Source organism: Arthrobacter sp. 05L421 (assembly GCF_056397785.1).
In genome coordinates, this window is record NZ_JBFTOC010000006.1 from 181,259 (window position 1) to 207,358 (window position 26,100).

General features: G+C 66.3%; 24 protein-coding genes. 16 read left to right on the forward strand and 8 right to left on the reverse strand.

The window, feature by feature from the left end; all coding sequences use genetic code 11:
- The first annotated feature begins 141 nt into the window (after positions 1–141).
- From AC1DKQ_RS09900 to AC1DKQ_RS09925, 6 genes are all read left to right on the forward strand, one after another.
- Positions 142–2,868: a family 78 glycoside hydrolase catalytic domain gene (locus AC1DKQ_RS09900; protein ID WP_476918886.1), complete on the forward strand. Its 2,727-nt coding sequence runs from the start codon at positions 142–144 to the stop codon at positions 2,866–2,868.
- Entirely contained in the window at positions 2,865–3,878 is a 1,014-nt protein-coding gene (locus AC1DKQ_RS09905) for an alpha/beta hydrolase fold domain-containing protein (RefSeq protein ID WP_476918887.1), read from the forward strand. Before AC1DKQ_RS09900 ends, AC1DKQ_RS09905 begins: the two co-directional genes overlap by 4 nt.
- 112 nt (positions 3,879–3,990) lie before the next feature.
- Positions 3,991–4,863 (forward strand): alpha/beta hydrolase fold domain-containing protein, encoded by an 873-nt coding sequence (locus tag AC1DKQ_RS09910; protein WP_476918888.1) that lies wholly within the window; start codon positions 3,991–3,993, stop codon positions 4,861–4,863.
- Between the two features lie 147 nt (positions 4,864–5,010).
- Positions 5,011–5,892, forward strand: a complete 882-nt coding sequence (locus AC1DKQ_RS09915; RefSeq protein WP_476918889.1) for a fumarylacetoacetate hydrolase family protein — start codon at positions 5,011–5,013, stop codon at positions 5,890–5,892.
- A complete protein-coding gene (locus tag AC1DKQ_RS09920) occupies positions 5,892–7,652 on the forward strand; it encodes an FAD-dependent monooxygenase (RefSeq protein WP_476918890.1) in 1,761 nt (586 codons plus the stop codon). The genes AC1DKQ_RS09915 and AC1DKQ_RS09920 overlap by 1 nt, the downstream gene beginning before the upstream one ends.
- The gene (locus AC1DKQ_RS09925; RefSeq protein WP_476918891.1) at positions 7,630–8,928 is read left to right on the forward strand and encodes a DUF3500 domain-containing protein; all 1,299 of its coding nucleotides are present in this window, start codon (positions 7,630–7,632) and stop codon (positions 8,926–8,928) included. The genes AC1DKQ_RS09920 and AC1DKQ_RS09925 overlap by 23 nt, the downstream gene beginning before the upstream one ends.
- Before the next feature lie 502 nt (positions 8,929–9,430).
- Here the strand turns inward: AC1DKQ_RS09925 and AC1DKQ_RS09930 are convergent.
- The 7 genes from AC1DKQ_RS09930 to AC1DKQ_RS09960 form a co-directional block, all read right to left on the reverse strand.
- Positions 9,431–9,778, reverse strand: coding sequence for a DUF6510 family protein (locus tag AC1DKQ_RS09930; RefSeq protein WP_476918892.1), 348 nt, complete (start codon positions 9,776–9,778; stop codon positions 9,431–9,433).
- The gene (locus AC1DKQ_RS09935) at positions 9,775–10,512 is read right to left on the reverse strand and encodes an FAD-binding oxidoreductase (protein WP_476918893.1); all 738 of its coding nucleotides are present in this window, start codon (positions 10,510–10,512) and stop codon (positions 9,775–9,777) included. Before AC1DKQ_RS09935 ends, AC1DKQ_RS09930 begins: the two co-directional genes overlap by 4 nt.
- A 10-nt stretch (positions 10,513–10,522) precedes the next feature.
- Positions 10,523–11,116, reverse strand: coding sequence for a sulfite oxidase-like oxidoreductase (locus AC1DKQ_RS09940; protein ID WP_476918894.1), 594 nt, complete (start codon positions 11,114–11,116; stop codon positions 10,523–10,525).
- 308 nt (positions 11,117–11,424) lie between these two features.
- Positions 11,425–11,724 (reverse strand): muconolactone Delta-isomerase family protein, encoded by a 300-nt coding sequence (locus AC1DKQ_RS09945; protein WP_476883629.1) that lies wholly within the window; start codon positions 11,722–11,724, stop codon positions 11,425–11,427.
- Positions 11,725–11,765: 41 nt separating this feature from the next.
- The gene (locus tag AC1DKQ_RS09950) at positions 11,766–13,133 is read right to left on the reverse strand and encodes a dihydrolipoyl dehydrogenase family protein (RefSeq protein ID WP_476918895.1); all 1,368 of its coding nucleotides are present in this window, start codon (positions 13,131–13,133) and stop codon (positions 11,766–11,768) included.
- Positions 13,130–13,297: a hypothetical protein gene (locus AC1DKQ_RS09955; protein ID WP_476883631.1), complete on the reverse strand. Its 168-nt coding sequence runs from the start codon at positions 13,295–13,297 to the stop codon at positions 13,130–13,132. Before AC1DKQ_RS09955 ends, AC1DKQ_RS09950 begins: the two co-directional genes overlap by 4 nt.
- A 27-nt stretch (positions 13,298–13,324) precedes the next feature.
- A complete protein-coding gene (locus AC1DKQ_RS09960) occupies positions 13,325–13,825 on the reverse strand; it encodes a VOC family protein (RefSeq protein ID WP_476918896.1) in 501 nt (166 codons plus the stop codon).
- A 354-nt stretch (positions 13,826–14,179) separates the two neighbouring features.
- Here AC1DKQ_RS09960 and AC1DKQ_RS09965 point away from each other — a divergent pair, with 354 nt between their 5' ends.
- From AC1DKQ_RS09965 to gad, 8 genes are all read left to right on the forward strand, one after another.
- On the forward strand, positions 14,180–14,761 hold the full coding sequence (locus AC1DKQ_RS09965) for a redoxin domain-containing protein (RefSeq protein WP_476918897.1): 582 nt from the start codon (positions 14,180–14,182) through the stop codon (positions 14,759–14,761).
- 37 nt (positions 14,762–14,798) lie between these two features.
- The gene (locus AC1DKQ_RS09970) at positions 14,799–15,740 is read left to right on the forward strand and encodes a DUF5996 family protein (RefSeq protein ID WP_476918898.1); all 942 of its coding nucleotides are present in this window, start codon (positions 14,799–14,801) and stop codon (positions 15,738–15,740) included.
- Between the two features lie 606 nt (positions 15,741–16,346).
- Entirely contained in the window at positions 16,347–17,744 is a 1,398-nt protein-coding gene (locus AC1DKQ_RS09975; RefSeq protein WP_476883635.1) for an MFS transporter, read from the forward strand.
- Between the two features lie 313 nt (positions 17,745–18,057).
- On the forward strand, positions 18,058–18,741 hold the full coding sequence (locus tag AC1DKQ_RS09980; protein ID WP_476883636.1) for a response regulator transcription factor: 684 nt from the start codon (positions 18,058–18,060) through the stop codon (positions 18,739–18,741).
- Positions 18,738–20,141, forward strand: a complete 1,404-nt coding sequence (locus AC1DKQ_RS09985; RefSeq protein ID WP_476918899.1) for an ATP-binding protein — start codon at positions 18,738–18,740, stop codon at positions 20,139–20,141. Before AC1DKQ_RS09980 ends, AC1DKQ_RS09985 begins: the two co-directional genes overlap by 4 nt.
- Positions 20,142–20,657: 516 nt before the next feature.
- Positions 20,658–22,052 (forward strand): chloride channel protein, encoded by a 1,395-nt coding sequence (locus tag AC1DKQ_RS09990; protein ID WP_476883638.1) that lies wholly within the window; start codon positions 20,658–20,660, stop codon positions 22,050–22,052.
- Positions 22,045–22,746 (forward strand): hypothetical protein, encoded by a 702-nt coding sequence (locus AC1DKQ_RS09995; protein ID WP_476883639.1) that lies wholly within the window; start codon positions 22,045–22,047, stop codon positions 22,744–22,746. Before AC1DKQ_RS09990 ends, AC1DKQ_RS09995 begins: the two co-directional genes overlap by 8 nt.
- A 31-nt stretch (positions 22,747–22,777) precedes the next feature.
- On the forward strand, positions 22,778–24,157 hold the full coding sequence (gene gad / locus AC1DKQ_RS10000; RefSeq protein WP_476883640.1) for a glutamate decarboxylase: 1,380 nt from the start codon (positions 22,778–22,780) through the stop codon (positions 24,155–24,157).
- A gap of 18 nt (positions 24,158–24,175) precedes the next feature.
- Here the strand turns inward: gad and AC1DKQ_RS10005 are convergent, their stop codons facing one another.
- Positions 24,176–24,904, reverse strand: a complete 729-nt coding sequence (locus AC1DKQ_RS10005; RefSeq protein ID WP_476883641.1) for a class I SAM-dependent methyltransferase — start codon at positions 24,902–24,904, stop codon at positions 24,176–24,178.
- A 203-nt stretch (positions 24,905–25,107) separates the two neighbouring features.
- Between AC1DKQ_RS10005 and AC1DKQ_RS10010 the strand changes: the two genes are divergently transcribed.
- Together AC1DKQ_RS10010 and AC1DKQ_RS10015 are read left to right on the forward strand one after the other, a co-directional pair.
- A complete protein-coding gene (locus AC1DKQ_RS10010) occupies positions 25,108–25,557 on the forward strand; it encodes a bleomycin resistance protein (protein WP_476883642.1) in 450 nt (149 codons plus the stop codon).
- Between the two features lie 82 nt (positions 25,558–25,639).
- Positions 25,640–26,083, forward strand: a complete 444-nt coding sequence (locus AC1DKQ_RS10015) for a DUF1003 domain-containing protein (protein WP_476883643.1) — start codon at positions 25,640–25,642, stop codon at positions 26,081–26,083.
- The last annotated feature ends 17 nt before the right edge of the window (positions 26,084–26,100 follow it).

Below are 26,100 nucleotides of genomic sequence, written 5' to 3' on the forward strand. Positions count from 1 at the left end.
CTCGGGAGCAGGAGGGCGGCCGAACCCGCCGGCTCTCCTACCCGGTTTCCAGTCAATGAAACATCGCTAGCGGGCCCAGTGCCGTTCCCGGGACGCTGGGGGGAGCCCAAGTCTTCCCCTTCGTGACGAATCGAGCCGACGTTGACTCCCAACACCCTGCGTTCCCCGTTCCAGGACCACGCCCGCGCGGGAGCCGCCGTTCCCTCCGCGCCCCGCTTTGAACACCATGAGGAGCCCTTCGGCATCGGCGAGGACCGGCCGAGGCTTTCCTGGCAGGTCGCCACCGACCGGACCGGCTGGGTTCAGACCGCCTACGAACTCCAGCTCGGCCCCGATCAGGCCAGCCTGACAAGCTACGGCCGCACCGAGACCACGGAGCAGCTCCTGCAGCCCTGGCCCGCGCCGCCGCTGCAGAGCCGCCAGCGCGTCGCCGTCCGCGTCCGCGTCTGGGGCGACGACGGCGACGCGCCCTCCGAATGGAGCCCCGTTGCCTACGCCGAGGCGGGATTGCTAAACGCGTCCGACTGGCAGGCAGCCATGATCCGCCCGGCCTGGGAGGAGTCCAGCGACGCCAACGAGCCGGCAGCGCGCCTGAGCCGGACGTTCGAAGTGGGCGGGCCCGTGGCGTCCGCCCGGCTCTACGCCAGCGCCCACGGCGTCTACGTGGCGCACGTCAACGGCCGCCGCGTGGGCCGGGACATCCTGACCCCGGGCTGGACCAGCTACCACCACCGGCTGCGCTACCAGAGCTACGACGTCGCTGAGTATCTCCTGCCAGGCACTAACGTGATCGGCCTTGAGTTCGCGGACGGCTGGTGGCGCGGCAATCTGGGCTTCCAGGAGAAGCGGAACACGTACGGCAACCGCACCGCCGTGATCGCCCAGCTGGAAATGACCGACGCCGGCGGGGCAGTCAGCGTGATTGGCTCGGATGCGTCGTGGCTGGCCGGGCGGGGGCCGGTGCTGTCCGCAGACCTGTACGACGGCGAAACTTTCGATGCGCGGCTCCAGAACCGCGGCTGGGCTGAGACCGGAGCGGAGACCGGTGTGGGCACCGACACGCTCCACCCCGCCGTCGTGGTTGACAGCTTCGATCCCGCAGTCCTGGTCGCACCCGACGGCCCGCCCGTCCGTGCCACCGACGAGCTGCCGGTCAAAACCGTGCTGGGAACGCCCTCGGGCAAGACCATTCTGGACTTCGGCCAGAACCTGGTGGGCCGGGTGCGTTTCACTGTAAGGGGTGCGACGGGCACTGAGGTGGTGCTGCGGCACGCCGAGGTTCTGGAGCACGGCGAACTCGGCGTCAGGCCGTTGCGCGTCGCCAAGCAGACCGACCGCTACATCCTGCGCGGCGATTCGGGCGGCGAAACCTGGGAGCCCGAGTTCACCATCCACGGCTTCCGCTACGTGGAGGTGAGCGGCTGGCCCGGCGAGCTGGACCCCGAATCCTTCACCGCCGACGTGATCCATTCCGAGCTGGTTCGAACAGGCACCTTCGAATGTTCCGATCCGATGCTGAACCAGCTCCACGCGAACGTGGTGTGGGGGATGCGCGGAAACTTTGTCGACGTGCCCACGGACTGCCCGCAGCGCAACGAGCGGCTCGGCTGGACCGGCGACTTCCAGATCTTCGCCGCCACCGCGTCCTTCCTGTACCGGATCCCGGGCTTCACCACGTCCTGGCTCAAGGACCTCGCCGCGGAGCAGGGGACCGACGGGCCGCCGCCGCTGGTGGTCCCGGAAGTGGTGGCCGAAAAGCCGCCGTTCCCGGACCGTCCCGTCATGGCCGCCTGGGGTGACGCCGCCGTACTTGTTCCCTGGGTGCTGTACCAACGCACAGGCGACCTCGAGTTCCTCCGCCGGCAACTGCCGGGAATGATTGCCTGGCTGGAAGCCGCGGCCCAGGCCGCCGGACCGGAGCTGAGCTTTGAGCACGGCTTCCAGTTCGGCGACTGGCTGGACCCGGCCGCACCGCCAGACGCGCCCGGCGACGCCCGCACCCCGTGGCAACTCGTGGCGCAGGCCTACCTGGCGTACTCGGCCTCCGTGGCCGGCGAGGCTGCCAGGCTGCTGGGCCAGGGCACGGAGGCGGTACGGCTGCGCGAGCTGTCCGCCCGGTCCCGGGAGGTATTCCGGAAGCGTTACGTTGACGACGACGGCCGGCTGCAGCCATCCACGCAGACGGCCTACGCGGTGGCCCTGTGCTTCGGACTCCTCGAACCGGCCGAGCACGCTGCCGCGGGCGCCCGGTTGGCGGAAACCGTGGAAGCAGACGGCTACCGCATCGCCACCGGGTTCGTGGGAACCCCGCTGGTCTGCGACGCGCTCAGCCATGCGGGCCACGCAACGGCGGCCTACCGTCTGCTCCTCCAGACCGAGTGCCCGTCCTGGCTGTACCCCGTGACCATGGGCGCCACCACCATCTGGGAACGCTGGGACTCCATGCTCCCGGACGGCAGCATCAATGAGGGCGAAATGACGTCCTTCAACCATTACGCCCTGGGTGCCGTGGCCGACTGGATGCACCGCAGCGTGGCCGGCCTGGCACCGGCTGAACCCGGGTACCGGAAACTCGCCATCCGGCCGAGGCCCGGCGGGGGACTGGCGTGGGCCGAGGCCCGGCACGAGACCCCTTACGGCGAGGCTGCGGTCCGGTGGGAGCTGGACGGCGACGTGTTCTTGCTGTCCGTGGCGGTCCCGGCCGGCTGCACTGCCGCCGTGTACCCGCCCGACGGCGGGACCACCGGCATCGAGGTCGGTTCCGGGACGCATTCGTTCAGCTGCGCAGTTCCTTCAGAGGCCATTCGTCCAGCCGCCGTTCCAACAGCCGCAGCCGAGGGGCCCCGCGAGGCGGTGTTTCAGCCATGAGCCTGGATGTGGAGCTGGCCGGCCTTATGTACCACGTGGCTGGAGCCGGCTCCTTCGCCGATCTCCTCGCCAGTCCGGCCGGGATGCAGCGGCTCGATGCGTTCAGCGGCGCGGATCTGCCCTACACGGCCCCGGCCGTACCGATCCGCTCGGTGGAAGCGCCGGGGCCCAACGGACCCGTGCCCATCCGGATCTACGGCCCCGGCCGGCAGGTGTTGGACGGTGACCGCGGTTCCGCGGCCGGGGATGCGTCCGGTGCGGGGCTGCCTGGCCTGGTGTGGTTGCATGGCGGCGGGTTCGCCGGAGGCACGCTGGACATGCGGGAGGCCGACCAGGTCGCCCGGGAACTGACTGACCGGACCGGCGGCCTGGTGTTCTCCGTCGATTACCGGCTGGCCCGCGACGGCGTCCACTTCCCGGTCCCGCACGAGGACGCGCTTGCGGCGTGGACGTGGGCGGCAGCCCACGCCGAGGGCCTTGGCGTGGCGCCGGGACGTCTGTGCCTTGGCGGGGCCAGCGCCGGCGGGAACCTCGCCGTCGGCGCCGCCATGTACCTCAAGGACGCAGGCCTGGCCCTGCCCGCCAAGCTGCTTCTGGCGTACCCATTCCTGCACGCCGTGCTTCCCCCTCCGGATCCGGCAGCGGTGCCCGACGGCAAGGTGCTTTCCAGCCTGCCGCGGATCCTGCGCTTCACCGAGGACGACTGCCAGGCAATGGTGGAGAACTACATCGGCGGCCCCGCCGGGATGGCGTCCTCGTATGCCCTGCCCGGCCATGCCGATCCCGCGGGGCTCTCCCCGGTGGCGGTCATCGCCTGTGAATACGATGACTTGCGTCCGTCGGCTGAGCACTTCAGGGAATCGCTGCGCGCGGCCGGCGTTCAGGTGGCCTTCCGGCTGGAGACGGGGGCGACCCACGGCTACCTCAACCACTCGGCGGCGCTGGGGATCGTGCGGCAGGGGCTGGCATTCCTTACGGCGGAACTGGCCTCGGCAAAGCCCTTTCAATGATTGAAATTCGAGGTTTGCGCCGGCCCGGTGATCCGACAGTCTTAGGGAAGACGCCGAGGCATCGGAACCGGCGCATCAGTGAACGGGTGCAGGACAAGGGATGGAGTCGACGATGACGGAAGGTGGGGTGCTGAGGGGCATCGAATTCGCCCGCGCGGGCGGCAACGGTTCCCGCCCGCTGCTGCTGGACCTCTACCTTCCCGGTCCTGAGGCCGGGGCGGCTCCCCGGCCCGCGGTGGTCCATTTCCACGGGGGCGGCTGGCGCATGGGGAAGCGGTCTTCCCTGGGCCCGGCCCTGGACGGATTCGGCAACAGCGCCTTCGAAACGCTCACTGACGCCGGATTCGTGGTGGCTTCGGCCGACTACCGGCTGAGCCAGGAGGCACACTTCCCGGCCCAGCTGCACGACGCGAAAGCCGCTGTCCGCTGGCTACGGAACCTTGCCGCCGACTACAACGTGGACCCGGCCCGGATCTACGCGTGGGGTGACTCCGCGGGTGGACACCTCGCCAGCCTGGTGGGCCTCACAGCCACCGACGGCGCCGGTGCTGGTGCTGCCGTCGCCGCGGTGGCAGCCTGGTACCCGCCCACGGACCTGGTCAGAATGGCGGACCAGGCCCTGCCGGACGCCGTAGCCAGGGCCGACGATCCCGGATCCCGCGAGGAGCTCCTCGTCGGTGCCGTGCTGGCCGACGAGCCGGCGAAGGCGGCGGCAGCCAGCCCCATCAGCTACGCCAGCCGTTCCGCGCCTCCGTTCTTCCTGGCCCACGGAACCGCCGACCGCTTCGTTCCGGCCGCCCAGTCAGCGTCGCTGGCTGCCGCGCTGGAAGGCGCCGGCGCCGCCGTCGAACTCCTCCTGATCGAGGGCGCAGACCACATGTGGATCCTCCCGGACCACAGCCAGGCCGCGGCCGAAAAGGCGATGTCAGCAACCGTCTCCTTCTTCCTCCGGCAATCCCGTCCCCCGGACACCCAGGCCGCCTGACCGGCCACTCCACCGCAGCACTCCAATAATCGGCCCCAACACATCTGCACGGGCACTCCTAATACAGGTCTCCAACCACAGGGCCTCTCATTGCCGCGCCCACCTACCACCACCGTCCCTTCGGGCGGCACCAGAAAGGCCCACCACATGCAGTACATAGGCATCCATCACGACGGCGGCGCATGGGCGGCAGCCCTCCTCGGCACACGGGTGGTTCCGCTGGCCCCGGTTCCTGACTTTTGGGCCGATGCCGCCGGTTGGCAGGAGAAAGCGCGCTCCCTCCCGGCCGAAGCGCTGGCGAAAATCTCCGGTGACGGTGCCGGCTCGCTGGACCGGGCCGATGTCACCGAAGTCCCGCTGGTACCGGCCTCGGCCCGGGTGATCTGCGTTGGCCTGAACTACAAGGCCCATGCCGCGGAAGGCAGCTTCAAAGACCAGGAACTGCCTCCTTACCCCACACTGTTCGGGCGCTGGACGGCTTCCCTTTCGGTGGGAAACGTGCCAGTCCCCGTACCCGCGGGCGAGGACGGCCTGGACTGGGAAGGTGAGGTGGCCGCCTACATCGGCGAGCGCGTGGAAGCCGCCGACGAGGCCACGGCGGCAGATTCGGTCTTCGGCTACTCCACCTTCAACGACCTCACCGCCCGGCGGGCGCAGAAGCTCACGTCCCAATGGACCCTGGGCAAGAACGGTGACTTCAGCGGACCGCTCGGACCGCTGGTCAGCCGTGATGAAGTGGGGGACCCGCGCGACGGACTGCGGGTCCGCACCCGGGTGAACGGCACCGAAGTCCAGAACGGCAACACCAAGGACATGGTTTTCTCCGTCCCGGCCATCATCGCGCTGATCAGCCAGACGTTCACCCTGCACCCGGGCGACGTCATCGCCACCGGCACCCCTGAAGGCGTGGGCTATGCCCGGACCCCGCAGTGGCTGCTGCAGCCCGGCGACACCGTTGAGGTGGAAATCGACCGGCTGGGGACCCTCACCACGCCCATCGGCACCCCGGACCTCAGGGCGAGGGCCTGATGACCACCATCGAGAACGCCTCCCTGGAGGACCTGCCGGAGGACATCCCGGTCCTGGTTGCCGGCGGTGGGCCCAGCGGGCTATTCCTGTCCCTGGACCTCGCCCGGCGCGGCATCCCCAGCATCGTCATCGAACCCCGGACCTCCATCGATCCGGACAGGCCGCGGGCGAAAACCACCAACGCGCGCACCATGACGCACCTGCGCCGGCTGGGCCTGGCAGACACCCTGCGGAACGCGGCGCCCCTGCCTGTCTCCTACGCCCAGGACGTCATCTTCTGCTCGGGGCTGACAGGAGACACCGGGCGGGAGATCACCCGGTTCCGCCAGGCATTCCAACTGGTTCCCGGCCGCTACGAACAACAGCCCGAGTGCGGACAGCAGGTCCCGCAGCCCGTGATGGAAAGTGTCCTGCGGGACGCCGTGGCAGGATCGCCGCTGGGCACCCTGCTGACCGGGCTGAGCGTTAGCGACGTCGACTACGGCCACCGAAGTTCCAACCGGGACATCTCCGGTCCGGACAGCCCGCGCGCCCGGGTAGATGTCGCCGACACCACCGGGCGCCGCCGCGCCGTCGAGTGCCGTTTCCTGGCCGGTGCCGACGGCGGATCCTCCGCCGTCCGGCGCAGCCTTGGCATCCGGTTGGACGGCGGCTCCGCGGAACTGTCCAACATCAGCGTCCTGTTCCGCTCCAGGGACCTGGGCGACGCCATCACCCTGGATCCCGCTGTGCAGTACTGGGTCCTGGGACCGGGCGTGGCCGGCATGGTGGGCAGGATGGACCTCGCGGGCGCGTGGTGGGCCATCATCCAAGGCGTGGACGGGCGTGAGTCCTTCGACGCCACCGCCCTGGTGCGCTCACTAGTGGGTGCGGAGGTGGACCTAGAGATTCTCGCCACCGACCCCTGGACGGCGCGCATGCTGCTGGCCCCCAGTTATGGCCGGGACGGCGGATACCTTGTGGGCGACGCCGCGCACCTGAACCCGCCCTGGGGCGGCCACGGCTTCAACACCTGCATCGGCGACGCCGCCAACCTGGCCTGGAAGATCGCCGCCGCCCAGGAGGGCTGGGGCGGCCCGGCACTCCTCGGTAGCTATGAACTGGAACGGCGCCCGGTGGCCGAACGGACCATCCGGGACGCCGCCGCCAACGGCCAGGCTCTCGCGTACCACTTCGCGGACCCGGCCCTGCGCAGCGGCGGAGTTGCGGGCGAGGCCGCGCGGGTCCAGGCAAAGGAGGCGCTCGGGGTCAAGCAGAGCGAATTCGATTCGCTGGGACTGGTTTTGGGCTACGAGTACTCTTCCTCACCCCTCACTGTCCCGGACGGCTCGCCCGTCCCGGCCGAGGACCCCATCCGGTACGTGCCCTCGGCCAGCCCCGGCGCGCTGCTGCCCCACGCCTGGCTGGACCGCTCGACGTCGCTCTACGACATCCTTGGCCCCGGCTTCACGCTGCTCGTCGACGCCGGGAGCCTTGCCGGCGTGCCCGCACAGGAGGTCTATGAGCCGGTGTTGGTTGCCGCGGCCCGGCACGGCATTCCGGTGACTGTCACCGCCGTCGGGCTTTCCGACGGCGGGGCCGCGATGGCCACGCACTGGCAGGCCGCCGCGGTGCTGGTCCGGCCGGACCAGCACGTCGCGTGGCGGGGGACCGACCCGGCGGAGGCCGCCGCTGCCATTGGCGTAGCCGCCGGCTGGCCGCTGGCCACACCATCCGAAGATCCAGACAGGAGTTCGCGTGTCCGAGCCGTCATTCCGTGACTATCTCTACCCGCCCGGCCACCCGAGGGTGGCGCAGATCCGCGGCCTTGATGCCCGGGGCTATGCCGAGGCGGCGAAGACCGACTCCTTCGCGGGTCCCATGATCGAAGCCTGGGCCGCCCAGTATCCCGAGCCCTTCACGGGGGTGACCAGCGACGGCGTCCTCCGGCCCGGGCTGTATGCCCTCGAGCCGGCGCCGGCGGGGGAGGAGGCGCCCGCGGCAGAGATGACAGCCGCCGCCCGGGACCTGTTGGCCGGTCTTACCCCGGCCCAGGCACGGCGGCTTCGCTATAGCGTGGACGCCCACGAATGGCAGAGCTGGGCCAACCCGGAGTTCATGCAGCATGACACGGGCCTGCGCTTGGACGAGCTGGCGCCCGACATCCGGCAACGGATCTTGGCCGTCCTGGCAGCGAGCCTGAGCCCGGCCGGGTACGGGCTGGTCCGGAACCTCATGCGGATCAACGGATTCCTCGGCGACCTCGTGGAGCTGCCCGAGCTCATGAACGAGTACAGCTACAACTTCGCCCTCTACGGTGAACCGTCGGAGACGGCCGCGTGGGGCTGGCAGCTCTTCGGGCACCACGTGGCGCTCAACGTCCTGGTGGCCGGAACACAGCTGGTGGTCTCCCCGGTATTCATGGGTGCTGAACCGGACGTCATCGACGCCGGACCGCACCAAGGCGTGGCGGTTTTCAAGGAGCGGATCGCCCTGGCCCGGCGCCTCATGGAATCGCTGCCCGGGCCGCTGCGGGAGAAGGCGACACTCTTCGCGGATATGCAGGACCCGGCGATGCCCGAGGGCCGGCTGCACCACGGGGACGAACGGCACCTGGCCGGCTGCTTCCAGGACAACCGCGTGATTCCCTACGAGGGCATCCCGGTCAGCGCGATGCCCGCCGCGGCACGCGCCATCCTGGACGAGCTCGTGGCAGATTTCATCGCGGTCCTCCCCGACGGGCAGCGGTCCGCCCGGCATCGGGAGATCGCGTGCCACTGGGATGAGGCCTGGTTCTGCTGGATCGGCGGATGGAAACGCCAGGACGCCTTCTACTTCCGCCTGCAAAGCCCCGTGCTGGTCATGGAACTGGACCACCACACCGGGGTCTTCCTCAGCAACGACACCCCCGCGCCGTTTCACATGCACACGGTGATGCGCACGCCCAACGGCAACGACTACGGCCGCGCCCTGGTTCGCCAGCATCAGGAGGCGATCCAGCATCAGGAGGCCGGCCGGTTCGAGGGCGCTGGCCAGGCCGGAAGCTTGACCGAATGACCGACGACGACGCGCGGTTGGGGCCGGGAACGCGAATCGAGGACCTACGGCGGGGGCTGCAAAGTCACTATCCAGGCTTGCCCGAGGACGCCGTCGTGGAGGTCGTAGCCTTCAAATTGTTGGCGACTGATCGGTGATGCTTCGTGATGTAACTGCATGAACTAAGTCGTCCGCCGGCCGGGAGCTGTCGAGTCGCAGAACGGGGCAGGACAGCGATGCCAGCCACTGTTCGTGCCGTCGGCGATTCCGGCCTGCGAAATCGGGGTCGTCATATCCCCGCGCCCAGGACAAAAACTCTTCGTGGGCTGCATCGTCCACCCCGTCGGGGGGGTACTGCCCATTCGTTGGCGATCGCCCGGCCGAGCGTCGTCGTCCCAGATCCGCTGGCACCCATGATGAACAGGCGGCAAGGGTTGAGGATGTTCAGCATCGTCGCAGATTACCTCCACACAGCCCGCGTCCGGGGTCCCGAGCACGGCGGGGCGGAAACCAGAACCGCGCCTTAGTTCTCCCGGTCGATCTGAAGGTAGCTGAGGCCACTGACATCGAGCCAGAATTTGGTCGGAGTCTCTACGAGACGCAGCAGGACGCCACTACAGGAACTGCACCGCACAACTATTCCCGGGGCGTCGGTATAGACCGCTGCTTCCCCGAAGACCCTCACGGCGCCACAGTTCTTGCACCGACCGATCGCCGCAATGACGTCAATGCGGAACAATTCCCACAGCGGTCCTGCCGCCGCGTTCCCGTCAAGATAAGGTATTGGATTGCCTGTGGTTCCGGCGATGTCCTGGTCCTCGGGGCGCGGGTCCTCAGCACCAGGGGTCGCGGAGCCGTTATTGCCAGTCACCGTATTCCTCCCGTTCCGCCGAAGCGTTCGGTTTTAATCGAGGCGGACGAATAGCCCGACCGCACCAGCCACTCCGTGACCGTCTCGACAAACATCGTCTGACCGCAGATGAAAATGTCGGGGGCAACGTCCGCAGGCAGGATGTTTGCCAACAGTGTTCCAGCGGTGAGTCGCGTCGGAGGGCTAGGCCAGCCCTCAGGAACTTTGCGTGTATAGACGTAGTCGACGGTCAGCTTGGGAGATTCCTGGCCCAAGGTGAGCAGCTCCTCCCGATAGAACCCTGTCTGGGGCGACTTGAGCGAGTACAACAACCGGAACTGTGAAGAATTCTCGGATGCCTCGTGGGCGCGGATCATGGACATGAGCGGGACGATGCCGGATCCTCCGGCGATCAGCTGAATCGGGTTTGGGTCCGTCGGTCGCCAGACGAACCAGCCGCCGACGGGGCCCCGGATCTCCAACTGGTCACCGACCATCAGGTCTCTGACCAGATAGGGTGAGACCTCCCCGTTGGCCAACTCGTCGACCGTGATCTCCAGGATTTCCTCCATCCCGGCTGTGGCCACGGAGTAGGACCGCACTGCCGTGTAGCCGTCGTCGGCTGTGAGCCGGACATCGATGTGCTGGCCGGCAAGGTTGCCGTTCAGACCGTCCACGCGCAGCCCGATGGTTCTGGACGATTCCGTTTCGGGGACGCCGCTGACGACGTCGGCGACGCGCCACAGGGTGCTCATGTGTCCTGCCTCATGAGTAGCGCTCCTCCCGCCACGGGTCGCCGTAGATGTGGTACCCGTTGGATTCCCAGAAGCCGGGAACATCATGCGGCATCAACTCGATGCCGTTGATCCACTTCGCACTCTTCCAAAAGTACAAGTGGGGTACCAGCAGGCGGGCGGGGCCGCCGTGGGCCCGTTCCAGTGGCTCACCGTCGAATTCCCAGGCCACCCATGCCTGGCCGTCCAGCAGGTCTTGCAACGGGACATTGGTCGTATAGCCGCCGTAGGAGTGGGCCGTAGTGAACTCGGACGTTGTTTCCACGTCCTCCAACAACGTGTCCAGAGACACCCCTCGCCACGAGGTGCCCAGCTTGGACCAGCTGGTCACGCAGTGAATATCGGTCCGGATATCAGCCTGCGGCAGCGCCAGAAACTCATCCCAGGACCAGGCCCGGCGCTGCCCCGTCTCGGTCGTGATGAAGAACTCCCAGTCAGCGGTGGCGACATAGGGTGCAGGGCCCGCCGTCAGTACGGGAAAGCTTGCTGTTTCGTATTGGCCGGGTGGTAACGCTGGGTTGTCGGTGCGGCGTTTTCCATGAAAACCAGACGAAATGATTCCCATCTTGTACCTCCGATGCGGGGCTCCGCCGGTCGCATGTAATCGGTGCCCCAACGATATGGCAACCGCGGGGCAGAGACCAGACATAAAACCTCCCGGTCCGGTCAGCCGCCTCCGTGATTCCTGTCATCGTCAATCAGAGTGGAGAACACGGCGTCGAGACGGCCTGGAGCGGGACGTCGTTGCGTGGTTCGGGTAACTCACTGCTTGGCAGGTCACGGATTCTCAGGACTCGGATGTGGGGAGTCTTTGCGTGGCTATTTCCCCACTGCTGGCGAGACGTTCAGCAACGTAGTTACGATATGACGGCGTCAGGCCTTCTTGCTTGCGGGGTCGTTAGGGTGCGGCTGAAGGGGGATGATTTCGACCGCCATCCATACGTGCAAAGGCAGGCTTGCGAGGACGCGCATGAGCTCGTTTTCATTTTCCGCACTCCAAAGGCCAAGACTTCGCCACTCACCCGGTGCCGCCGGGGGCTTCCACAGCCGGAGAAGATAACCTTCGGCCGCTAGTTCTGCCGCCCTGATCGCTTCCCGTGACCTGGTTTCGTCCACGGTTGCGTCCGGTGTTCCTTCGGGCACAGTGGTGACAAGGTGCGTCAGAAACTCCATGTCGGCCTTCCTTCTTCAATTCTGATGGCCTTCGTCAGCCCTCATTCCGCCGTGGATGGTCCGGCGCCGACCGGTCTGCGGGTGGCGGCAATCTCAGTACGTAGTGTCTTGAGCGCGGTGACGTAGATTTCCGAGAATGTCGGGAACGGCTGGATGGTGTCGCTGAGGACATCGATGGGGATGCGGGCCCGGATGGCCAGGGTTGCCTGTTGGAGCCACTCGCCGGCTTCGGGGCCGAGCGCGTAGGCGCCGGTGAGCCGCTCGCCGTCGCTGAGGAGGGTGAGGAAGCCGTTGCTTTCGGCGTAGGCGCGGGTGTAGGTGGCAGTCTTTGACACATCAGAGACGGGCGCTGTGGCGCTGAAGCGGCCGTCGGCGGCGCCGACCGCGGCGGCCTGCGGGTCGGTGTAGGTGACGCGCGGGACGGCTTCGTAGTTTGCCTCACGTGGCTCCCCGAGGATGTTCGCGGCGACGACGTCGCCCTGGTATTTGCCGACGTGGGTCAGCGGCCAGATGCCGGTGATATCGCCGATGGCCCAGAGCCCGTCCGCGACGCGCAGGTGCGCGTCGACGGGTACTCCGCGGGGGTCGGGATCGATGCCGACGGTTTCCAGGCCGATCCCCTGGATGCGTGGGCGCCTGCCGGTGGCGATGAGCAGCCGGTCACCTCTGAGTTCGCGTCCGCCGTCGATCTCGACGATGTAGTCCCCGTTCTCGCGCCGCGCCGCGGTCGAGGTCGCCGGGAGCATGAGTTCGATGCCCTCGGCGGTGAGGACCTCCCCGAGTGCCAGGCCCAGCGGTGCCGGTTCCCGGGCCAGGACGTGCGCGGACCTGTCGATGACTGCCACCTCGCCGCCGAATCGGCGCACGGCCTGGGCTATCTCGACGCCGACCGGGCCGCCGCCGAGGATGAGCAGGCGTCGGGGGACGGTCTTCATGGAGGTCGCCTCGCGGCTGGTCCAGATGCCCTCGAGCCCGCGCAGGCCCGGGACCGGGGGGATGACCGGATCGGCGCCGTTGGCGAGGACCACGTGCTCGGCGGTGTGCCGGGCGCCGTTGACCTCGACGGCGCCGGGACCGGCGAGCCGGCCGGTGCCGCGCAGCAGGTCGATGCCGTGATCGGCCAGCCAGCGTTCCTGTCCGGCGTCGGAGTAATCCGAGACCATGAAGTCCCGCCAGGCCAGTGCCGCCTCGACGTCGACGTCGGCGGTGGCGGCAGCCGCACGTGCGGCGTGGACCGCCTCACCGGGCCGCAGCAGGGTCTTGGATGGGATGCAGGCCCAGTACGAGCACTCGCCGCCGACCAGTTCGCGTTCCACGACGGCCACGCGCAGGCCGCCCTCGGCGAGGGCGCCGGCGCAGTGTTCGCCCGGTGAGCCGGCGCCGATCACGATCACGTCGTAGTCGCTCATGTCGGCAACTCCTCCCCGGCGTGTTCGCGGACCATGTAGAGCGCGTACCAGTCGGGCCAGTCCGGGTCTTCCTGGCCGGTGAGTTCCTCGTGCTTGCCGTGGGCTGTCGCGGCGCGCCTGAGGGCGTCCGCGAGTTCGCCCACGGACTCGTAAGCGGTGGCCATCGGGGTCTCCTTTCAGCGTGGGATGCGTCAGCGGCCCGGGAGCCGGGTCTTGATTTCCTGGAGGACCCAGCCGTTGCCGTCGGGGTCGGTGAAGGACGCGAACGAGCCGTAGTCCCGGTGGTCGGGCGCCGGGCCGTCCAGGCGTGCCTCGGTCCCGGCGTGATGGAAGACGCCCGTGCGGTCATGGAATGTCGCGCTGACCTCGACCCCGCGGGAGATGAGGTCGGCGCGTGCAGCGTCGATGTCATAGACCGCCAGGTGCAGGCCCTGGGCCGAGCCCGGCTGCGCGGAGGTGACGCCCTCGCCAAAGATGATCGAGCAGCCCGAACCCGGGGGCGTCAGTTGCATCAGCCGGTAGCCGTCCTCGATGGCGGCTTCGGCGTCGAGCCGCCAGCCCAGGGACTCGTAGAATTGCTTGGCCCGGTCGACGTCGGAGACCGGCACGACGATGACCTCGAGCCTGAACTCCCCGGGCTTCACCGGCGGGCTGCCGATAGCGCTTTGGCTGTTTGTATCGACACTATTCATCTCGGCCTCCCTGAGCCGGGCGCGCCAGAACAGGGCGACACCAGACTAGTGGACCCGGGAACGCGCCGAACGCCGGTCAAAATGCTGACGCTGCGGGCCGCGCTGCCGGTTCGCAGCAATCTTTTCCTGGTCGCCCCCCGGCCGATCTCCGGACCGGGGACGCTGCCCTCGGAACCCCACATTTGTCCGCTCCGGAGCGAAAGTCAAGGGTAAATTACCGTCCACTCCAGGCACCCTTGCTGGCTTCCCGGCCTCGGCGTAGGCTCGCCCGCAGGAGCGGCGGAACCATGGCGCCGGCAACGACGTCGAGGGCGGGCTATCGCTGCTTACCGTTATCTGAAAGGCGGCCCAATCGTGCGCTCCGACATTGCGCCTGGCGGCATCTTCCCCGATTACGAGTTGCCCGACCACGAAAACGTTCCCCGTAGGCTGAGTGAGTTGCAGGGCGAGGACCCGTTGGTGCTGACGCTTTCACGCGGACACTACTGTCCGAAGGAACATCAGCAACATCTCGAGCTTGCAGCGTTCTATCCGAAGGTCGCTGTCGCCTACACGCAGATGGCAACCATCGCGACCGATGACCACCACGTGCTCCAGGAATTCCGCGCGTCTGTGGGGGCGCAATGGCCGTTCCTCTCTGATCCTGGCCGCATCGTGCAGAAGGATCTGGACATCCAGGAGTACACCGACCCGGACCACGATCCGATGATCCCGCACACCCTGGTTCTGAAGCCCGGCCTGATCATCCACAGCATCTACAACGGCTACTGGTTCTGGGGGCGCCCCTCCGTCGAGGACCTGCGCCACGACCTGCGCGCCGTGATGAGCGAGATCCGGCCGGACTGGGACCTCAGCACCCCGGGCCTCCGCGACGCCTGGGACGCGGGCAACTGGGCACCGTTCCACGGATGGAACAAACGGGTGCGGCCGGCCTGAACTCGTCGAGTCGGTATTCGGCACGGAAGGACCTGCGATGAACGCGGCTGAAGTTCCCGGCGCCGGCAACGGGTGGCCCGAACTCCGGGTCGGAGACTGGATTCAAACCCGGGACACTGTGCACATGTGGATGCAGATTGTCGGCAAGATCCGCATGGCGCTCACGCCAATGCTGAACCACTGGTGGCACGTGACGCTGTACGTCACACCGCGCGGATTGTCGACGTCGAAAATCCCCTGCGGGGGAGGGGCATTCGACGTCGAATTCGATTTCTGCGACCACCAGTTGCATGTCCGCGCCAGCGACGGGACTGCCCGGAGCATCGTCCTCGAAGCCATGTCCGTGGCCGCGTTCCATGCGGAGGTGTTTGACACCCTCGCCAAGCTCGGCATTCAGGCACCCATCCGTGCGGTCCCGAATGAGGTGGAACCGGCCATACCCTTCGCCGAGGACTATCAGCACGATTCCTACGACCCGGGTGCCATCCGGACGTTCTGGCAGCAATTGATCCAGGCCGACCGGGTCCTGAACGAATTTCGTTCCAGCTTCCGGGGCAAGGCCAGTCCCGTCCACCTTTTCTGGGGGTCCATGGACCTGGCCTACGCGCGCTTCTCCGGCCGGCCGGCGCCCACCCACCCCGGCGGGGTCCCGAACTGTGCCGACTGGGTGATGGTGGAGGGCTACTCCCACGAGCTGAGCAGTTGCGGGTTCTGGCCCGGCGTGGGGGAGGAGGGTGCCTTCTATGCCTATACCTATCCCGAACCGCCAGGCTACGCCCAGTACGTGAGCGAAGCCGACGGAGTCGTATATCGCCAAAGCGACAGGCTCTACCTGCTTCCATATGAAAGCGTCCGCTCTGCGCCGGACCCCGACAGCAAGCTGCTGGGGTTCCTTCATTCCACCTACGAGGCGGCCGCGGAGACAGGACACTGGGACCGTGCGGGCCTCGAGGTGAACCGGAACCGTTGGCGGCGGTGACCCGGCACCCCAGCAGCCGGGGCGCGGCACTTCAAGGGCCATCCGCGCGGGGGGCGTATTCCTTCGCTGTGCCCGAACCGCCGGCCACCCGGTCATCCGCAGCTTCGAACCCGGCGAAAACCCAGAGACTGGCTGCGGCACCTGCACTGACGACGAGCCACGGAAAACCGCTCCCCGCGGCGGGATGGGTGGCGGACTTCCTGGGGAGTGGGTCGAAGGGTGTGGGGGGTCACCCAGGGGTGAGGAGTCTCGCGGTGGTCGTGGTTGGGGCGCTTCCGGGGGCATCCGCTCCGGCCGTCTTCGCTTGCGGCCTGCTCATCGCATCCTCAAACGACATCGCAGCTCTCCATTGTTGATGCGTCGCTTCGGCTACGCGAGTCTGGAACCTCGCCCCATAATACTTCCCCCGCTTCATCCGGAGGCTGAAGGACGTCCCATGTTCATCGAACCATCACCCAGCCACGCGCGGACTGGGTGGCGGCCGCCAGTCGCAGCCGTCTGGGTACTTCGTTGCGTGAGAGTGTCCGGGATTGCGTCCGGCAACCGCCGGTGCGGGTGTTAACTGGGAGGGTGAATTCACTACCGTCGGCGCGTACGCAGAGGCTTGTGCTTTGGATCGCGATTCTCGCCTCTTTCGTGTCGTTTCTCGACAGCAGCGTCATCAACGTGGCACTCCCGGCCATTTCCCGTGACCTGGGCGGCGGACTGACGACGCAGCAGTGGGTTGTCGATGCCTACCTGATCACCCTGGGTTCCCTGATCCTGGTCGCCGGTTCGCTCTCCGATTTGCTCGGACGCGTTGTGGTTCTCCGGGCCGGGCTGATCGGGTTCGGCGCGACGTCGGTGATGTGTGCGCTGGCACCCACGGCCGAGGTGCTGGTCGTGGCCAGAGCGCTTCAAGGCGTCGCGGGCGCGTTGCTGGTGCCCAGTTCCCTGGCGCTGATCACATCAAACTTCGACGAGGCACCGCGGGCGAAGGCGATCGGCCAGTGGACAGCTGGTACCACCGTGGCTTTCATCGCCGGCCCCCTGCTCGGCGGAGTGCTGGTCGATTCGGTGGGTTGGCGCTGGGTCTTCGGAATCAACGTCCTGCCCATTGCTGTGACCTTGTATCTGTTAGGCGTGCTGCGGGTCAAGGATGTTGGCAAGGAGGGGGTGAGCATCGACTACCCGGGCGCCGTGCTCTGTGTGCTCGGGTTGGCCGGGCCGGTCTACGCGTTGATCGAACAGGCCAATTACGGCTGGGGGAGCCCGCTCATCATGATGCCTTTCGTCCTCGGCATCCTGTGTCTCGCCGGATTCATTTGGCGGGAAAAGACCGCGAAGCAGCCGCTCCTGCCGCTCAGCCTCTTCTCCGTCCGAAACTTTGCCGTCGGCAATGTGGCCACGGCCTTCGTCTACGCCGCCTTGTCCATCGGGGGTTTCATCATCGTGCTTTTCCTGCAGCAGGTCGCCGGCTATCCGGCGACGTTGGCCGCTCTTGCCATGCTCCCCGTCAGCATCGTCAACATCCTCCTGGCGTCATGGTTTGGCTCACTGGCCGGGAGGTTCGGCCCGCGGTGGTTCATGGCATGCGGACCTGCTGTGGCCGGAGTCGGCTACCTCCTGATGCTTGCGTCGGAAATTCCGGTAAACTATTGGACCCAACTAATGCCAGGGATCATCCTGTTCGCGCTCGGGCTCTCAGCGACCGTCGCACCGCTCACGGCCGCCATTCTCGGATCCGTTTCGGAACAGCAGGCCGGCATCGGCTCGGCTGTGAATAACGCCGTCAGCAGGGTTGCTGGCCTGATCGGCATCGCACTGGTGGGCCTGGTGGTGGGCGGCCAACTCGAGCTCGAAGGATTTCACCGCGTGGTAGCCGTGACGGCGGTGCTGCTGATCCTCGGCGGTCTTGTTTCCGCCGTCGGTATCCAGAACCCAATCAAGCGGCCGGCGGCCGGGACACACAAAGCCCCATCAGGGATAGGGGCGAGGCTCCCGACTCGCCGCCCACGCAAATAGCCGTGGATTGTGGGCCACCGGGGGGTTCGGGCCCCTCTCCCAAGGGCAATTGTGGCCCCAAAACCGCGCTGAGAAGATCCCTCTCATGACCAAGAGCGGTATGCTCCCGGGTTCAGTTCAAGGGCGCACCCGGAGTGAGGGGGCGGAGCCCGTCGACAGTAGACTGGCGGCGGTTCAGCCTCGACTCCACCCTAGGAATTCAACGGACAGACAGACCCTCAGAAAATCCAAGAACTGTCCAAGTTTGCGCATGCGATCGGCTAAATTGTACGGATTGCGACGCGTTTCGGGTGGGACAGGAACATAATCAGGTATGCAAATCCTGGTTGTGGAGGACGACGAGTCAGTGGCCGCCGGAGTCCTTGAAGGGCTGAGCCGGGCCGGCTTCGGGGCCAGCCATGTGGGGACGGGCGGCCGGGCACTGGATATCGTTCGTGAGCTGTGTCCCGATTTTATCCTCCTGGATCTGGGGCTGCCGGATATGGACGGAACAGATGTGTGCCGAGCCATTCGCGTGCTGACCGCCACCCCGATCATCGTTGTCAGTGCACGGGATGAAGAGATAGACCGGGTGCTGGCGTTGGAACTGGGCGCCGACGACTATTTGGTCAAGCCCTTCGGGATGCGGGAACTCATCGCGCGGATCCGGGCAGTGGCACGCCGCTCCGAAGAGCGGCTCCCGGACGGCCGTCACGAGGCGGACATCAGCAGGAACATCGGCGGCCTGAGCATTGACCAACGGTCGCGTCGCGTGGCCCTCGACGGAGTGGAGGTCTATCTGACGGCAAAAGAGTTCGAGCTCCTGTACTTCCTTGCAGCGGACCCGGGTGCCGTGTTCGAGCGTCGCGAAATCCTCCGCGCAGTGTGGGACGGTGACTGGTATGGCACCACGAAAACCGTGGATGCCCACATAGCCGGGATCCGCAAGAAGCTCGGTGATCCCCGCTGGATCGAGGCGGTCCGTGGCGTCGGGTTCAGGCTGGGAGTGCCTGGATGAGATGGAGGCTGATCGGTGCGTTCATGTTCATCACGTTGCTCGTGGTCCTGGTGCAGGACATTCCGCTGGGGAACTATCTGGTCCGCGTTGAACGTGAGCGCCTCACCACCTCCCTCGAACGCGACGCCTTTCTGCTGGCTGGCCGGGCCGGCGACGCGCTGAGAGCTGGTGGCCCCCTGCCCGCGGAAGTGGCCGCCGACGTGCGTCGGTACGGGGAGGCCGGCGGCGCTCGTGTGGTGATAGTCGACGTCGGCGGGACGGCCTTGGCGACTTCGGATGACGATCAGGCAGCCACCGGATCAACGTACAGTTCACGCCCGGAAATCGCCGCCGCACTGACCGGGCAGATCAATGCCGGCCAGCGGTACTCACAGACGTTGGGCCTTGATCTGCTCTACGTCGCAGTCCCTGTCCTCAGCGGTGAGAAGATCTCCGGCGTCGTCCGGCTGACCTACCCTGCATCGGTGGTGACCGAGCAGGTAAACGGCCAGCTGCGGACCATCTGGACCGTCGCCGTTACCACGGTATTGCTCGCCGGCATCCTGGCGTACTTCATGGCGGGCGCGGTAACCAGAAGGCTCCAGAGGTTACGGACCGCCACTGAGCTGCTGGCCGACGGCAAGCTGGACACCCGTACCGATGAAGGGGGCGCACCCGAACTCAAAGCCCTCGCGGGTTCTTTTAACCGCATGGCAGACCGGTTGAAAGATCTTCTCGAGCAACAACGGGGATTTGCCTCCGATGCCTCCCATCAACTCCGCACGCCACTGACGGGCCTGCGGCTGAGGCTCGAGAACGCTGTCGACACGATCCCCACCGACCCGGAAGCGGGCCGGAGCATGGTGACCGCTTCCCTTGAGGAGACGTACCGTTTGCAGCGCATCATTGACGGGCTGCTGTTGCTCAGCAAGGCCGAGGGCAAGGCTACTGTGCTGGGCACAACGGATCTCGTCAACGAAGTGAGGGCCCGCAAGGAACAATGGGAGGCCCTCGCGGAGGAGACAGGCGTGCGCCTTAGCGTGGATGGCCTGCCTGCAGCGGACATCGTGGCCCTGCCTGGGGCTGCCGAGCAGATCATCGACAATTTGATCGACAACGCGCTTGCCGTCGCTCCACCGGGCTCCCAGATCCAGCTCGTAGTCTCGCAAGGTGAACAACCAGGCATCATCGAACTGCACATCCTGGATGAGGGGCCGGGACTATCCTGGGAAGATTGCCACCGGGCCTTTAGCCGCTTCTGGCGCGGCACGCAGAGCGGGGAGGGCAGCGGCCTCGGCCTGTCCATCGTGCACCAGCTGGCCCGGGCCAGCGGCGCCGAGGCCTCACTGACGCCCAGAACCTCCGGGGCTGCCACGGGAGCCACCGGTCTGGACGCCTGCGTGAAGTTCAGATCAGCCTGAGGCCGCACGCCTGGTTTGAGCCGTCCAACGTCCTCGGAGAACTACGCACCGTCGACGCCGTCGCAGCGGAACACCTCGCCCTTCCGGGGAAGACACACTGACGACGGCCCGGTCCCGAGGCTCGACACTTCGGAGGTCCGTCGGTGCATGGTTGACTCGGCCGCCAATGGACTCTGGCGGCATCCGGCGCGCCGGGCTAGCATGCGGCTATTACTCCCTTTCGACCCAGGAGAACTCCATGTCTGATGGGCTGCGGCGTTCTTTTGATGCTCTTTCACCCGCATCGGGTGAAGACCGCCCCCACTTGAGGCGTTAGCTTGGAGAACACCTGATCAACCAGCCTCTATCGCTTGAGAGACCTCATTAGAGGCTCCCGCCGCCTAGCGGACGGCGCGCGGAAGGAGAAGGGATGCTCAACTCTTACAACCGGCGCACCGAACCCGTTCTCTCGGAGCCTCCGTTTGCTGAGGGCCGTCTTCCTGGCGGAATGGTCACAGACTCGCTGGGTTGCCAGAAATGAGCGGGCCTGCCGCGGCGGCGCCCAGTTTCGATCCGGCCGTTGTCATTCGTTCCAGGGCGTACATCGCTGCGCTCGTGCTGGCAGCAGTTCTGGGCGTTCCCATCTCGGCCATTGCCTATGGTTTTCTCGCTTTGGTCTCGGCCGTCCAGCAGTTCATCTTCAACGGCCTTCCGAATCAACTCCTCGGGGGTCCTGCTCCTGCCTGGTGGCCGATTCCGTGGTTGGTCCTGTGCGGGCTGTTGACGGCGCTGACCATCCGTTACCTGCCGGGAACCGCAGGCCACTCACCCGCTCTCGGATTCAAGACGGGCGGGGCTCCGCCCAGCGGTAGGGAGCTCGTGGGCATCGTTCTCGCGGCGCTGACCACCCTCAGCCTGGGTGCGGTGCTCGGACCCGAGGCGCCGCTGATCGCGATCGGCGGCGGTCTCGGGGCGTTGGCGGTGCACCTGGTGAAGAAGGACGCACCGCCGATGGCCCTGACCATCATGGCGTCGGCAGGCAGCTTCGCCGCGATCAGCACCCTGCTCGGGTCTCCGGTGCTCGGTGCGTTCCTGATCATGGAGGCCGCCGGGATCGGGGGAATGACGCTGAGTCTGGTGGCGCTACCCGGACTGCTCGCTTCCGGCGTCGGGGCGCTGGTGTTCGTCGGCCTGGACGGCTGGACCGGGTTGGGAAGCTTCTCGCTGGCGCTGCCCGTGGTGCCGCCTGCTGAGCCGCCGACGTTGGCGACGTTGGGCTGGGCGGTGGTCATGGGCGTGGTCGGCGCGCTGTTGGGATGGTTGATCCGCTGGGTCGGACTGTCGCTTCGTCCGGTGGTGCATCTGAACCGGGTGTTGGTTACCTCTGCGCTCGGCTTGCTGATCGGTCTAACCGCGATGACGTACCAGTTGATCTCTGGGCAAAGCTTCACGCAGGTGTTGTTCTCGGGGCAGGACGCCCTCCCGGAGCTGGTCGAACGCGCGGCGGACTACTCGCTTCCTGTGCTGGTCCTGCTGATCGCTTGCAAGACCTTGGCCTACGGGCTCTCGCTGAGCGCATTCCGTGGTGGTCCCGTGTTCCCGTCGATGTTCATCGGTGCGGCGCTCGGTATTGCTGTGAGCGGGTTGCCCGGAATGAATCTCGCGGCAGCGCTCGGCATGGGCATAGGAGCCATGTGCGCAGCTATGCTGCGGCTGCCGTTGACGTCGACGCTGCTGGCCACGCTGCTGCTGGGAGTGGACGGTGTGGTCGTAACACCCCAAGTGGTGGTGGCTGTCGCGGTGGCCTTCGTGATCACCAATGTGCTCCCGGTCCCGGGTCCGGGCTCAGGCCAGGGCCCGACGGCGTCCGTGGTGCCTGACGATGCCGGCAGCGTCCAGCATCGGGCTCCCTCGAGGGCCGACAATGACTGAGATCTCGAGCGCGGGCCGTTCGAGGGCGCGGGACCGGTGGATCGCCTGGTTGTTCATCATTGGCTCGAGTCTGTTCGCCTTGGGAGCGGTGCCGTTATACGCCGAGGCCGTGGGATTGCGCTTGTGTGCAGTCACATTCTTCGTCGGTTCGCTGTTCTTCACCAGTGCGGCGTTCCTGCAATACCGCGAAGCCGTTGACGCGCTCCCGGCCGGGGGTGCCACGCGGCGCCATTCGTTTTGGGTATGGGCGCCGCGGAATCTCGGCTGGCTTGCTGGCGCGGTTCAACTTGCCGGCACGCTGTGGTTCAACTGGAGTACGGCAAACGCAATGCGGGTCAATCTCAGTGCGGCGCTGACCGAGCAGCAGGTGTGGCGACCCGACGCTCTGGGTTCAGTCGCCTTCCTCGTTTCAAGCGGTGTGGCGTTGCGGGATGCCGGTCGCGGCGCCATTGCCGGCCGCCCCAGGACTCGAACGTGGAAGATCGGCGTGGTCAACGTGGCCGGCTCTGTTGCGTTCGGCATCTCGGCTGTCGCGGCCTTTGTCATACCGTCGAGCGGCGATGTCTGGAACGCCGAGCTGTCCAATCTCGGCACATTCGTCGGAGGCCTGTGTTTCCTCACCGGCGCGATTCTGATGCTGAGTCCAGAATCCACCGACGCCTCGTTTCCTGCAGGCCGGGGAACTCATCCGTAACACCCTTTCAACAGACTCTGAAGGAGAAGTGATGTCAGAAAACTTCCAACCGACGGATGCCGACGTGGCGCTGTTCGGCAATCGATTTGTCACCCAGGAGGTTCCGAGCCAGGAGTTCCCGGAGACCGGCATTCCTGCTGAGGACGCTTTGCGGCTGGTGTCGGAGGACCTGGCGCTGGAGGGTGATCCGGCCCGGAACCTGGCGACTTTCGTGACGACGTGGATGGAGCCTCAGGCCCAGCAGATCATCGCCGCGAACCTGCACCGCAATTTCATCGACCACGCCGAATATCCGCGCACGGCCGAGATCGAGCAGCGCTGCATTCGGATGCTCGCGGACCTCTTCCACTCGCCCGGCGAGACGACGGGAGCGCGAACCCAGGGGTCGTCCGAGGCAATCATGCTCGGCGGTCTGTCCCTGAAGTGGAACTGGCGCAAGCGTCGCGAGGCTGCCGGCGCGTCGACGTCGAGCCCGAACCTGGTTTTCGGCGGCGACGTGCATGTCGTGTGGGAGAAGTTCTGCCGCTACTTCGACGTCGAGCCGCGGATCGTGCCACTGCAGCCGGGGAAGTACACGATCGGCCCGGACGACGTGCAGGCCCATGTCGATGAGAACACCATCGGTGTCGCGGCTGTGCTGGGTACGACGTTCACGGGGCACAAGGACGACATCGTCGGCATCAACGACCTGCTGCTACGCATCAAGCGTGAGCGGGGCCTTGATGTGCCGATCCACGTGGACGGGGCCAGCGGAGGGTTCGTTTGGCCCTTCCTCTACCCGGACTCGGAGTGGGACTTCCGGCTCGAGCAGGTCCGTTCGATCAATGTTTCCGGGCACAAGTTCGGACTGGTCTATCCCGGCATCGGCTGGCTGATTTTCCGGGAGAAGGCCGACCTGGCCAAGGACCTCGTCTTCGAGGAGAACTACCTCGGCAAGACGGACTCGACCTTTACACTGAACTTCTCCACCGGCTCGGCGATGGTTCTCGCCCAGTACTACAACTTCGTGCGCTATGGCCGCGCCGGTTATACCTACATCATGCAGAACATGCAGACTAACGCCCGCGTCCTCGCCGAGAAGTTGGAGGCCATGGGCAGGTTCGAGATCATCGGCCCTGATGAGGAGCAACTTCCCCTGGTCGCGTTCCGGCTCGCCGCCGACACCGGGTACGACGAGTTCGACATTGCCTGGCAGCTCTCGGCCGAGCGCGGCTGGATGGTCCCGGCCTACACCCTGCCGCCGAACGCCCAAGACGTGACGATCATGCGGGCCCTGGTCAAGGAAACGATGAGCCGCGAACACGTCGACACGCTCGCCCGGGACATCGAAGAGGCGTGCTCCACGCTGGCGAAGAAGGGCGGCGCGCACGAATCCGAACGAAAGAAGATCGTTATCGGACCCGGCCATTGATCCGGGGGTCTTGGGCAGTCACGGACGGTGAGCGGTGAACGTGAGGGTGCCGACGCCGTGTCCCACCGGTTCGCCGTGATAACCGCCGAACACTTCATCGACGGCGAGTCCCGCCTCAATGAGCATGGCGCGGAGCTGGTCTTCCGAGCGGAAGCGAATGGGCCCGCACTCGACGCGTTCGATCCCGTCCGGACCGATCTCGTGTGCAGAGAAGTCCACCACACCGGTTTCTTCGTCTACTTGGGTGGTTTGGTACCAGTGCTGGCTGTCGCCCTGGGGGAGACGGACGATCTTGTGGGTGCGTTCCTTGGTCCAGGCCTCCCAGCCACGGGCGTTGGGATCGCGTGAATCAAAGGCGAGGCGGCCGCCTGGGGCTAGGTGGGCGGCGATGTCGGCGAGTGACCGGGCCAGCTCGACGTCGTCGATTATCTCCTGAACGACGTTGGAGGACATGAGGGCAACATCGAATAATGCGGTGGCCGGAATGGCCCGGGAGTTGCCGTCGATCCATTTGACCCCGTCCGCGCCCTGCTTCGCGCGGGCTGCCTGGAGGGAGGGATGGTCGGGATCAACGCCCGTGACGGTGCATCCGGCTTGCGCAGCGGCGATTGTTATGCCGCCGGTCCCGCAGCCGAGGTCAAGCACGCGTGCGCCGGGGATGGCGGTAGCGAAGCTCAGGAAGAAGTCGTCGCTGGGGCCCCAGTTGTTGACTGCGTCATACAGGTCGGAAGCGTGGTTCTCCGTCATCGTGCCCACGCTACAGAACAAGCCGGCTTCTGGGGACGGTATGCGCCGGAGTGGTTTGTGGTGCGTCTGAGCACAGGAGCCGACTAGCGGCGGCCTTAGTTCGCCCTGGCCCGGTATGAACTGACCGAGTGTGAAAGAGCGATCGCCATTGGCACTGAACGGTGGTTTCCGAGCGGCTCACCAACAAGTGGGAAGATCTTGGTATGACTGCAGCAACCGTTGGACCCGATCCGGGCCTGGTGCCGGAGCTTCTGATCACGGATCTGGATAAGAGCCTGGATTTCTGGTGCGGGCTGTGTGGGTTCGCGGTGCTCTATCACCGCATCAATGAGGGATTCGCCTATATCGCCAGCGGCTCCGCGCACGTCATGCTCGAGCAGGTAGGAGTGGGCCGTAACTGGATCAGCGGGTCTCTTGAACGTCCCCTCGGGCGCGGAATCAACTTTCAGGTTTCAGTTCCGTCGATCGAGCCGCTCGTGAATGCCCTGGATGAGGGAGGCTGGCCGCTATTCATTGAGCCGGAGACCAACTGGTACAGAACGGGCGATCACGAGTCCGGCGTTACACAGTTTCTGGTCGCAGATCCGGACGGATATTTGATTCGATTCCAGGCGTCCCTGGGACGAAGACCTATCGCTCCAGAGCCGGTATGAGTAGCCTGGCGCCAACCGTGAGGTAGGGCCTTGTCGACGTTGCCACAGAATATGCAACATCCTTCTGGCGTTAGGGTGGGGCATGATCGATGAGCGAAAGACCTGGCACGAAGCGCACAAGGAATCCTTGACAAAGGGCCAACGGGCCGCGGATTTCATGCGGAACGGGATGGGCAGCTGGCCGTTCGTCGGCGGTTTCATTGGTTTCATGGTCGTGTGGGCCGCTATCAACAGCTTGGCACTGGCGAACAATGCTTGGGATCCGTACCCCTACATTCTGTTGAATCTCTTCCTCTCGATGCTGGCGGGGCTGCAGGGGGCGATTCTTCTGATCGCGGCCAAACGGCAGGACGCGATTGCCGCAGCGATGGCCCAGCACGATCATGACACCAACCTGAAATCCAAGGAGGAGATCGAGCTGCTCATGGCAATCAACAGTCAACAGCTGGAGATCCTTCGGGAGCTGCAGGTCTTCGCGGCCGCCGCGAACGTCAGGATTGATGCCGGCGCCGGCCCCGGCGCCTAAGATCCGCAGAACCGCCT